This window comes from Mycobacterium sp. (assembly GCF_049647605.1).
Lineage (GTDB): Bacteria > Actinomycetota > Actinomycetes > Mycobacteriales > Mycobacteriaceae > Mycobacterium.
In genome coordinates this window covers 1-10,929 of the sequence record NZ_JBARXZ010000123.1, presented here as the reverse complement: position 1 = coordinate 10,929, position 10,929 = coordinate 1, and the positions used below count along the sequence as shown (strand labels likewise).

Sequence of the window (10,929 nt, the reverse complement as noted above, 5' to 3'; positions counted from 1 at the left end):
GTGCCGGCACCCGCGCCCGCGTCTTCGCCGGCACCCGTCACTTCGCCGTTGCCGGCGCCTTCCTCGCCGCCGGCAGCTCCGGCCCTTGCGAAGGTCAGCTCAGGAGTCGAACTCGTGGTGACGAGGTTGGCGTTCAACGGAACCAGCGGGGGAGGCGGCGGCAGGATCTGGAAGATTGCGTCTTCGAGCGTGCCCGAGACATTGAGGGCGAGTTGGCCTGCCCCGGTTACCAGATCGCCTACGGCGCCGATGCCGTTGTTGATTCCATCGGCGACGGCAGTGACCGCAGCATTGACGCTGTTGGCGAATTGAACCGGCAGATCAGCGATGTTCGAGGGCAGCCCGACCGCGGTGAGTACCTGGGAAACCGAGCTGGCGACCGTCAAATTCAGGAGCTTGAAGGCGTCCGCAAAGGTAGTTGTCAGCGACGTCGCCAGGTTCAGCGGCACCTGTGCCAGTGCGGTTGTGGTGTTCACCACGGAGTTGAAGCCCAAGAACCCGCCCTGCACCAATGCACTCAGCGCGACAGCGTAATTGGCCGGGTCCAGGGGGTTCTGGCCGATCTGCGCGATCGCCGACTGTAGCGAGGATCCGGCGATGTTCACGAGCTCGGTCACACCATCAAACGCAATGTTGAAACCCTCTTGAGCAAAGGTCAACACGTCTATGGCAGTTGTGATTCCCACGCCGACGCCGAACTCGACGGGTGTCAGTACAAAGCCCTGAACGAGAGCGATGACACCATCGACAATCGTGCTGTTGGCGGTGTCGGAAGCCAATGCCAGGAGGCTTTCGAGCCCAGTGGTGGCGATGGCGAACTGGGTGCCGAGGCCACCGAGTCCGATCAAGGCGAGATCGAATCCGGAATTACCGAGGACCTGGACGGTGCCGATACCCGCCGTCAGGAACGATTGCCCGGCGCCGATCCCGGAGTTCAACAGTTCTGCGTACGCGGAAGAGCTGAGCGGGTTGTTGACCACATCCAGGATTGCCAGCAGCGTGCGTTGCAGTGAACTGGTCAAGGCACTTGATATCAGCGCGCCGGCGTCGGTGATCGTTGTGGTGATCACCTCATTTGCCGCGCCGACGGTGCCTGCGAGGGCCGCGAGACCGGCCGTTGACGTGTTCCGCATGATCACCAAGAGTGCGTTCAGCGTCGGGTTGGATGTCGCGGCGATCAGCTGATCGAACAGCTGGGCGTTCAGGTCGGCGGCCGCCAGCAGTACGTTCTCGAGGGCCTGGCCGGGAATGGCCACCACGGCGGCCACCGCATCGTTGATATTGGTCAGGGCGGTCTGTAGAGCTTCGGTAAAGGCAATGATGTCTTCCGGCGACACTGCCAGCTGGACGTCCGATACCGAGATATTCGGAATCGTAATCGTTTTTTCATTTGCAGGGATTGCCAGGGGCGAAAGCGCGATGGCGCTGGCTGCGGTTAGCGATATGCCGGCAGTCAGGTACGAGCGTGCAGATATTTGCATGATTGTGGTCCCCCTCGTTGGGCTTTGGCTATGTCAGAAAGGGTAAGCCTCTTCTCAGGTTTAGTTAAGGAAAAATGGAAATCCCCTGATTAAGAGTTTTTTGAGACGCCGACTGGGCGGCGCCGAGAGGGGCTTTAGTTGCATTCAACGCATTTCAGCAAACTGCCAGGAGTGTTGACGGGTGAATTGCGTAGGTGAAATAACCAATGATTGCTGAATCTGATCACACAGTCGAGATATGCAGATCAAAGAAGATTTGCAGGAAAGTGCATAGATGAGCTGGTTGACGATGACGGTCTGGCCATTTCAAGATCAACTAGTTGGCTGTTGTCAACGAATCAATTTGCAGACGCAATAAGATCGTTATCTGTCGGTGGTTGCCTGACTCGGTCTCCCGAGGTCGATGCGTCGTTCAGGGGATGGGTTGCCGAACCAGCTAGGACAGGATGTCTCGCAGCATCGCCGGTTCGATGTTGCCGCCGGACACCACGATCGCGGTGTGTCCCGGGGGCGTCGCACCCTGGCGATAGGCCGCCAGTGCCACCGCGCCGCTGGGTTCGGCGACCAGGTGCGCCTTGTAGGCGAGCTCGCGGACGGCGGCACGTATCTCGTCCTCGGTGACGGTGATGATGCCGTCGAGCACCGTCTGCAGATGTGCAAACGTCAGCTCGGACGGCGCGGAACGCAACCCGTCGGCAATCGTGCGGTTGCGGTCTTCGATGGGCCAGTCGACCCGGCGGCCCAGCCGCAGACTCTCGGCGGCGTCGGCGGCCAACTCGGGTTCCACACCGAACACCTTGGCCTGCGGGCACAGCGCCTTGATCGCGATGCCGATCCCGGAGGCCAACCCGCCACCGCTCACCGGAACCAGCACGGTCGACACGTCCGGCAGGTCCGCGGCGATCTCGAGTCCGATGGTGCCCTGCCCGGCGATGATCGCCGGATGATCGAACGGCGGCACCAGCACCCCGCCGGTGGATTCGAGCAGTTCGGCAGCCACCCGCTCGCGTTGCCCGGCGCCGCAGAGAACCACTTGGGCGCCGTGGTGGCGCGTCGCCTGCACCTTGATGTCGGGGGTTTCCTCGGGCATCACGATGTGGGCGGGAATTCTGTACTGTGCCGCCGCGTAGGCGACCGCCTGTGCGTGGTTTCCGCTGGAGTAGGCGACCACGCCGCGAGCCCGGGTCGCATCGTCGAGGCCGGCAAGAGCGTTGAACGCACCCCGGACCTTGAACGCGCCGATGGCCTGCAAGTTCTCCGGCTTGAGCCAGAGCGGTCGATCGGCGTCGCCCCACAGCGCGGGAATCACCGGGGTCCGGACCACCGACCCCTGGATTCGTTCGGCTGCGGCGCGGATGTCCTCTACGGTGACCAGCTGCATGCCGCGATTGTCCACGATTTGGCGAAGCGCTGGCGCTGCGCCAATTTCCAGCGAAGGATGGGCCGCAGACGGATTCTGTTCCTCAAATGCTTGCGAAGTGCAGAATCCGCGGCGAAAACCTGAAAAGACGACGAAGGGCAGGGCATGAGTCTGTACGCAGTGGTTGATCCGGCGACCGGCGATGTGGTCAAGGAGTATCCGACCGCCACCGACGAGCAGATCGAGGCGGCACTGTCGGCGGCGTCCGCGGCGTTCAAGGATTGGTCGAAGACGACCACCGTGGCGCAGCGCGCCGAGCTGATCCGTAAGGTCGCGCAGCTGCACAACGAGCGCAAGGACGAGCTGGCCAAGATCATCCAGCGCGAGATGGGCAAGCCGCTGGATCAGTCGGTGGGCGAGGTCGAGTTCAGTGCTGCGATCTACGAGTTCTACGCCGACAACGCCGAGAAGTTCCTCGCCGATGAGCCGATCGATCTGCTCGAGGGCGACGGGAGCGCGCTGATCCGCCGCAGTGCGGTCGGTGTGCTGCTGGGCATCATGCCGTGGAACTACCCCTACTACCAGGTGGCCCGATTTGCCGGCCCGAACCTGGTGCTGGGCAACACGATTGTGCTCAAGCATGCACCCCAGTGCCCGGAATCGGCAGCGGCGCTGCAGCAGATCTTCGACGACGCCGGCTTCCCGAAGGGTGCCTACGTCAACGTATACGCCACCAACGAGCAGATCGCCGAGGCGATCGCGGACTCGCGGGTACAAGGGGTATCGCTGACCGGCTCGGAGCGCGCCGGTGCCGCCGTGGCCGAGATCGCCGGACGCAACCTGAAGAAGGTGGTGCTGGAGCTCGGCGGGTCGGATCCGTTCATCCTGCTGTCCTCCGATGACCTGGACGCCACCGTCGACGCCGCGGTCGACGGCCGATTCGAGAACACCGGGCAGGCCTGCAACGCCGCCAAGCGAATCATCGTCGCCGAGAACGTCTACGACGAGTTCCTCGACAAGTTCACCGCGAAGGTGAAGGCCAAAGCGGACGGGCTGGCGCCGCTGTCGTCGAAGGCGGCCGCCGAAAGGCTCGCCGAGCAGGTCGACCGGGCCGTCGCCGACGGCGCGACGCTGGTCTCCGAGGGGGAGCGCTCCGGTGCGTTCTTCCCGCCCGGGGTGCTGACCGGCGTCTCCAAGGACTCGCCGTCCTACACCGAGGAACTGTTCGGCCCGGTGGCCACGGTGTACAAGGTGGCCGACGAGAACGAGGCCATCGAGGTGGCCAATGACACCCCGTTCGGTCTCGGCTCGTATGTCTTCACCACCGACGCCGAGCAGGCAAAGCGGGTCGCCGACAAGATCGAGGCCGGCATGGTGTTTGTCAATGCCGTCGGCGCCGAGGGTGCCGAGCTGCCGTTCGGTGGCGTCAAGCGCTCCGGCTTCGGCCGTGAGCTCGGCCGCTTCGGTATTGACGAGTTTGTCAACAAGAAGCTGATCCGCATCGCCGGCTAGACGTATCGAGAGTGCACTGAGGGCGGGATTCGAGGCTGAATCCCGCCCTCACGTGACTCTCGGGGAAGGGTGCAGAGACGAGCCCGGTCAGGGGGCTCGTGATTTCGGGTTGCGCTCGTGCGTCATACCGGTCAGGCTACGGTCCCGTCACGAAGCACCCGCGCACTCGTGAACACCTACTAGTCTTGTACGTAGATCCTCGGTGGATCACCCCAGTAGATCGCCGTCACCTTCGCCACCCTCCGGAGTTTCCTTGTTCCTCGAACGCCGACGAATCCGCGTCGTCCTCGGTGTTTGCACCGTCGTGGTGCTCGTTGCCGCACTCCAAACCGGCTCTTCCACAACACGATTGATGGATGCGATCGCAGCGACCACCGTTGCGGAGGAACCGGCGCCGCCGCCGGTGGAACCGCCTGCGATGACGATCGTCCCAGCGGCTGACCAGCAAGGTGTGGCGCCGACAAACGCAGTCCGGGTGACCGCCACCAGCGGCACGCTGACCGATGTCCGGATGACCAACGAACAGGGCCGTGTTGTCGACGGGGCGTTCACCGATGACGGTGCCGAATGGATTCCCGCCGAGCCGCTGGGTTACGGCCGCACCTACACCGTGACGGCCACCGGCCGCGGTACCGACGCCACCTCCCTGACGCGGACGTCGACGTTCTCGACGGTGGTGCCCGATCGGCAGGCGACGGTGTCGCTGAACACGACGATGGGCACCAGGCTCACCGAGGGTGCAACCTACGGAGTGGGCACGGTTGTTGTCGCCCAGTTCGACGCCGATGTCGAAGACCGGGCCGCCGCCGAGCGGCAGTTGCGGGTCAAGACATCGCCTCCGGTGAACGGTTCGTGGATGTGGGTCAACGACCGCAAGGCGCACTGGCGGCCCAAGGAGTACTTTCCGGCGGGCACCAAGGTCACCGTGAACGCCGATATCTACGGCACCGATCTCGGTGGTGGGGTGTACGGGCAGTCGGACACCGACGTCGACTTCACCATCGGGCGCTCCCATGTCACGATCGCCGACGACACCACCAAACAGGTCAGTGTGTACGAGGACGGGAAGCTGGTGCGCACGATGCCGACGTCGATGGGCCGCGGCGGCACCGAAACCCACGGCGGACGCACGATCGCCTACTGGACCCAACCCGGTGTCTACACCGTGATGGAGAAGCAGAACCCGGTGATCATGGATTCCTCGACGTACGGCGTGCCCGTCGGCGCGTCGTCGGGATACCGGCTCACCGTGCCGTATGCGGTGCGGATCAGCCCCGATGGGATCTATCTCCACCAACTCGAGGACACCGTGTGGGCCCAGGGCAACACCAACGTCTCGGCGGGCTGCCTGAATCTCAGCGCGGTGAACGCCCAATGGTTCTACGAATTCTCCCAGCCGGGTGACGTGGTCGAAGTCCGCAATACCGGGGGTGCTCCGCTGGATCAGTCGCAGAACGGCGATTGGAGCGTGCCGTGGGAGACATGGCTGGCCGGCAGCGCACTGAGCGCATGAGATCGCGTTAGCCTCGACCAGTGCAGCAACGAGGGTTCGGTGATCTCGAAGCCGTTGTGATGGACCGGGTGTGGGCCAGCGACCGCGCTGTCACCGTTCGGGACATCTTCGACGAGCTCACCGCGCACCGCGATATCGCCTACACGACCGTGATGTCGACGATGGACAACCTTCATCGCAAGGGCTGGCTCGACCGGGAACGTGCCGGCAAGGCCTATCGCTACTGGGCGGCGATGACTCGTGAGGAACGCTCGGCCAATCTGATGAGCGATGCCTTCCATTCGGGCGGCGACACCGATCTGGTGTTGAGTTTCTTCCTGGGGAAGATGAACGCCGACGAGTCCGAGCGGCTGCGTGCCGCGCTGCGCAAGACCTCGAGGCGAGGATCCCGGCCCAGGCCGGTGCCGTGAACGCGGCAATCTGCCTGACCCTGTACGGCGTCGTGTTGGCGTGGTTGTCGCCGGCGCTGCTGGACCGGTTGACTCGGGACGGCACCAGCCCGCGGCTGTCGGTGGCCTTGTGGCTGTCGGCGATCGCCGTCGCTGCGGTCGCCTGGGTGGGTGCCGGTGCCGGCTTGATCGTGAACTTCGTCGCCACACATCGCGGCTCCGAGCCGGTGCGGTATTGCCTGGATGTGCTGCTCGCGGTGCACCGCTTCGGTTGGGTCGGAGATCTGATGCTGATCGCGGTGGCCGTTGCGGGGGTGGCGGCGTCCGCGGTACTGGTGCGCCGGGTGCTCCAGACGCTGCGCAGGCTGTCGGCGCGCAGCTGCGAACACGCTCATGCCGCACACCTACTGGGAACTGGCGCGCGGTCCAACGGCGTGGTGGTGCTGCCCTCGGAGCAGCGCGCCGCCTACTGTGTCGCGGGGCGGCCGTCGGCCATCGTGGTCACTTCGGGTGCGGTCTCCAGCCTCGGCGCCGACGAGCTCGCTGCGGTGCTCGCCCATGAGCGAGCCCATCTGAGGGCTCGGCACCCGCAGTTGCTGATGGTGCTGAAGTCGCTCGCGACGACGATGCCGGGGCTGCCGTTGGTGCGCCGCGGCGCCGACGCGGTGGCGAGGCTGGTCGAGATGTGTGCCGACGATGTGGCTGCGCGCCGGTATGGGCCCGACGCCGTACTCAGGAGCCTGGCCGCCCTCGCGGGGCAGCCCCGTGCGGTGGGAACGCTCGGCGCCGCCGACACCGCGGTGCTGGCTCGTGTCATGCGGTTGGCCAACCCCGTAGATGCCGGAACCAGCAGGTGTCACGGCGCCGTCGTCGCGGCGACCATCGTTGCGCTGGTGCTGGCCCCGCCGGTGGTGCTGGTGGCCGGCCATCTCTGATCGGGCCGATCGCCGAATTCGGCGGGGTCGGGATGACAGAGCGCGTGTAATTGACGGATGGAACTGATCTCGCCCACCGACTCGGTTTTCCTGGTCGGGGAATCGCGCGAGCACCCGATGCACGTCGGTGGTCTGCAGCTGTATCAACCGCCGGAGGGTGCGGGGAACGACTTCGTCCGCGAGTTGTACCAGGAGATGGTCGCCCACAATGAATTCGGGCCCACCTTCCGTAAGCACCCGGCGACAATACTGGGTGGGATCGCAAATCTCGGTTGGGCTTATGACGACGACGTCGACATCGACTACCACCTGCGGCGGTCGGCGCTGCCGCAGCCGGGGCGGGTTCGTGACCTCCTGGAGTTGACCTCCCGGGTGCATGGCACCCTTCTGGACCGGCACCGGCCACTCTGGGAGATCTATCTGGTGGAGGGGTTGACTGACGGTCGTTTTGCCGTCCTCACCAAGGTCCATCACGCGTTGATCGACGGGGTTTCGGCGCTCAAGCTCGTCGAGCAGACGTTGAGTGAGGATCCCGACGACACCGAGGTGCGGGTGCCGTGGGATCCGCCGAGGCCGCCGCGTCGCCACAAACCCCGCAGCAGCGGTGCGTCGTCGGTGATACCTGGATTTTCCAGGGCCGTCGAGACTGCGGAAGCGCTTGCCGCACTGATTCCTTCGACGTGGACGCTGGCGCGGTCCGCACTGCTGGAGCAGCGGCTGACGATGCCGTTCGGGGCTCCGAAGACGATGTTCAACGTCAAGATCGGTGGTGCGCGCCGGGTGGCGGCGCAGTCTTGGCCGCTGGAGCGCATCCGTCGGATCAAGTCGGCGGCCGGGGTGACGCTCAACGACGTCGTGCTGGCGATGTGCGCAAGTGCGTTGCGCGCCTACCTGTTGGACCACGGGGAGCTGCCGGAGGCGCCGTTGATCGCGATGGTTCCGGTGAGCCTTCGTGACGGCGGCGACGGCGGCTCCGGGGGTAACCAGGTCGGGACCATCCTGTGCAACCTTGCCACCAACCTCGACGATCCGGCGCGGCGACTGACGGTGATCAGCGAGTCGATGAGCGACAACAAGAAGATCTTCGCCGGTCTTTCGCGGACACAACAGCTGGCCTTGTCGGCGTTGATGATCGCCCCGCTGGGGCTGGCCGTGGTGCCCGGTTTCGTGGCGACCACCCCGCCGCCGTTCAACATAGTCATCTCCAATGTGCCGGGTCCACGAAAGCCGTTGTACTGGAAAGGGGCTCGGTTGGACGGCAACTACCCGCTGTCGATCGTGCTGGATGGGCTGGCCCTGAACATCACGATGGTCTCCAACGGCGACAATCTGGACTTCGGGTTGGTGGGCTGCCGGCGCAGCGTCCCGCATCTGCAGCGGCTGCTCGGGTACCTCGAGGATGCGCTCAAGGATCTGGAGCGTGCGTGCCTAAATTGAGCGCGGGGCTGTTGTTGTACCGGACCGGTGTCGACGGTATCGAGGTGCTGATCGCGCACCCGGGCGGTCCGTTCTGGGCGAAGAAAGACGATGGCGCCTGGTCGATTCCCAAGGGGGAGTATGCCGACGGTGATGACCCCTGGCAGGCGGCGCGACGGGAATTCGCCGAGGAACTGGGGCTGGAGCCACCAGATGGCCCGCGGGTCGAGCTGGGCGAGGTGAAGCAGTCCGGTGGCAAGGTGGTGACGGTGTTTGCCGTCGGTGCCGACTTGGACGTCACCGGCAGTCAGAGCAACACTTTCGAGATGGAATGGCCGCCGAAATCGGGCCTTCTGCAAGCATTCCCGGAAATCGACCGGGTGGCCTGGGTGCCCGTCGAGACCGCCAGGACGAAGCTGCTCAAGGGGCAGGTGCCCTTCGTGGACCGGCTGCTGGATGAGCTGGACCGTTGAGGCCTAGGTGCTTTGTCGCTCAAGCAGATTCGCGCGCCATGATCCGGTAGCCGACGTCGATTGCGGTCGCTTGGGGTGTGTCGCCGCGGAGCCGGGTCAACAGCAGGTCGGCGGCCTGCGTGCCGATTGCTTCGGCGTCGACGCTGACGGTGGTCAGCGACGGGTTGAGGTGCCGGGCGATCTCGAAGTCGCCGAACCCGGTGATGGCCAGGCGGCCAGGAACGTCGATGCCCTGACGTTGGGAGGCCAGCAATGCGCCCGAGGCCAGGATGTCAGTGGTGAACATCAACGCGGTGATCTCGGGATGGCGTTCGAGCGCCGCGGTGAGGATCCGGGCGCCGGTGTCCATGGCGATGGGTTCACCCGGCAATGTGACCACCCGCAGAGGTTCCTCCGGTAGCAGTGCGCGAATCCCCGCAGTGAATCCGTCGAGTCGGTTGGCTGCGCGTGGATCGCCGGGGCTCGCGACACCACCGAAGGCGATGGCGCGGTGGCCCTTGTCGACGAGGTGGCGCACCATGTCGATGGCGGCATCCCGGTTGGAGAATCCCACCAGGGTGTCGGCCGGTGTGGGGTTCCATTCCCAGGTCTCGACGACGGGTGCGCCGTATTCGCTCAGTTGGCGCAGGGTGTCGGCATTGATGAGGGTGCCGACGATGAAAAATGCATCCGGCCGTCGTTGGATGAAACTGCGGACCAACTCGGCTTCCCGCTCTTCGAGGTAGTCGGTGTTGCCGACAAACAGCTGGTAGCCGGCCGGCGCGAGGCGTTCTGCCGCGGCGTGCAGGGTGTCGGAGAAGATGGACGTCGAGATGGCGGGCAGGATGGCAGCGATGGTCCGGCTGCGGTTCGATGCGAGATGGCTGGCGGCGAGGTTCGGCAGGTAGCCGGTCTCTTTGATAGCGCTTTCGACTTTGCGCCGGGCATCCGCTGATACCCGGTCGGGGTGGCTGAGGGTCCGTGACACCGTTTGTGTCGAAACTCCGGCGACCCTGGCGACGTCGACCATGGTGATCGATCGTGTCGAGGAACCGCGACGTTCACGAGATCGCTTTGCTGACTTGTCCAAACGACGCCGAGCCTCCCTGCTGGACTGCGTGTATCTGATGGTATCGGTGCAGCTGGGTGCGGGTCCGATATGGGGGTCGACGGTCGGCCATGTCTTGATGGCGAGGGTCCCCGTCAACGTTGCTAGTTAGCGCTAAGGTTACTGCCGCCGCCCCTCCTGGTCGAAGTGACGCCGGAGCTAAAGGGCCAGTTAGAGGTGCATTGTTGCGCTATATGTCCCGGTCACAGACTGGTCTGAGGCGGCAAAAGAGGGGCTTGTGCGGCGCAGGATGTCAGCGCTAACATTCGTCGGGCTGTGACAGCAGCCACTGATGCGGGAGAGGTTTGTTGATGAAGGTGCTGGAGGGCGTCCGCGTGCTTGACGTCTCGATTGCGATGGCCGGGCCATTGGCCGCTCAGAAACTCGCCGACCTCGGTGCCGATGTGATCAAGGTCGAACCGCTGGCGGGGGAGTGGCAGCGACACGTCTCCGCCGGTGGCGCCGCGGGCAATGTCGTCAACGCCTCCTTCTTGTCGCTGAATCGGAACAAGCGCTCCCTGTCCGTGGATCTGAAGCATCCAGCAAGCCGAGATGTGCTGCACCGCTTGATCAAGACAGCGGATGTCCTGCTCCAGAACTACCGGCCCGGCGTTGCCGCGCGGCTCGGCCTGGACTACGAGACCGTGCGAGAGATCAAACCCGATCTGGTGTATGTCTCGATGTCCGGTTATGGCGCCAGCGGGCCCTACATGAACCGCCCCGGCCAAGACGTGCTGGTGCAGGCGATGAGCGGTGGGCTGGC

General features: G+C 64.7%; 10 protein-coding genes. 7 read left to right on the top strand and 3 right to left on the bottom strand.

What is annotated here, in order from left to right; genetic code table 11:
• Together WBB07_RS16365 and WBB07_RS16360 are read right to left on the bottom strand one after the other, a co-directional pair.
• A partial coding sequence (locus WBB07_RS16365; RefSeq protein ID WP_526309444.1) for a hypothetical protein occupies positions 1-1,337 on the bottom strand: 1,337 nt, incomplete at its 3' end.
• A 580-nt stretch (positions 1,338-1,917) separates the two neighbouring features.
• Positions 1,918-2,862, bottom strand: coding sequence for a threonine ammonia-lyase (locus WBB07_RS16360; protein ID WP_526309443.1), 945 nt, complete (start codon positions 2,860-2,862; stop codon positions 1,918-1,920).
• Between the two features lie 144 nt (positions 2,863-3,006).
• Between WBB07_RS16360 and WBB07_RS16355 the strand changes: the two genes are divergently transcribed.
• From WBB07_RS16355 to WBB07_RS16330, 6 genes are all read left to right on the top strand, one after another.
• A complete protein-coding gene (locus tag WBB07_RS16355; protein ID WP_526309442.1) occupies positions 3,007-4,353 on the top strand; it encodes an NAD-dependent succinate-semialdehyde dehydrogenase in 1,347 nt (448 codons plus the stop codon).
• Between the two features lie 352 nt (positions 4,354-4,705).
• A complete protein-coding gene (locus WBB07_RS16350; protein ID WP_526309441.1) occupies positions 4,706-5,866 on the top strand; it encodes an Ig-like domain-containing protein in 1,161 nt (386 codons plus the stop codon).
• A gap of 20 nt (positions 5,867-5,886) precedes the next feature.
• Complete coding sequence (locus tag WBB07_RS16345) at positions 5,887-6,276, top strand: BlaI/MecI/CopY family transcriptional regulator (RefSeq protein ID WP_526309440.1); 390 nt, start codon at positions 5,887-5,889, stop codon at positions 6,274-6,276.
• Positions 6,273-7,190, top strand: coding sequence for a M56 family metallopeptidase (locus WBB07_RS16340; RefSeq protein WP_526309439.1), 918 nt, complete (start codon positions 6,273-6,275; stop codon positions 7,188-7,190). The genes WBB07_RS16345 and WBB07_RS16340 overlap by 4 nt, the downstream gene beginning before the upstream one ends.
• Positions 7,191-7,247: 57 nt before the next feature.
• Positions 7,248-8,627, top strand: coding sequence for a WS/DGAT/MGAT family O-acyltransferase (locus tag WBB07_RS16335; protein ID WP_526309438.1), 1,380 nt, complete (start codon positions 7,248-7,250; stop codon positions 8,625-8,627).
• Positions 8,615-9,079, top strand: a complete 465-nt coding sequence (locus tag WBB07_RS16330) for an NUDIX hydrolase (RefSeq protein ID WP_526309437.1) — start codon at positions 8,615-8,617, stop codon at positions 9,077-9,079. Before WBB07_RS16335 ends, WBB07_RS16330 begins: the two co-directional genes overlap by 13 nt.
• Positions 9,080-9,098: 19 nt before the next feature.
• Here the strand turns inward: WBB07_RS16330 and WBB07_RS16325 are convergent, their stop codons facing one another.
• Positions 9,099-10,088 carry a LacI family DNA-binding transcriptional regulator gene (locus tag WBB07_RS16325; RefSeq protein WP_526309436.1) on the bottom strand — a complete coding sequence of 330 codons (990 nt, stop codon included), beginning with the start codon at positions 10,086-10,088 and terminating at the stop codon, positions 9,099-9,101.
• A gap of 389 nt (positions 10,089-10,477) precedes the next feature.
• Between WBB07_RS16325 and WBB07_RS16320 the strand changes: the two genes are divergently transcribed.
• Positions 10,478-10,929: CoA transferase (locus WBB07_RS16320; protein WP_526309435.1), on the top strand; the 452-nt coding region annotated here is incomplete at its 3' end.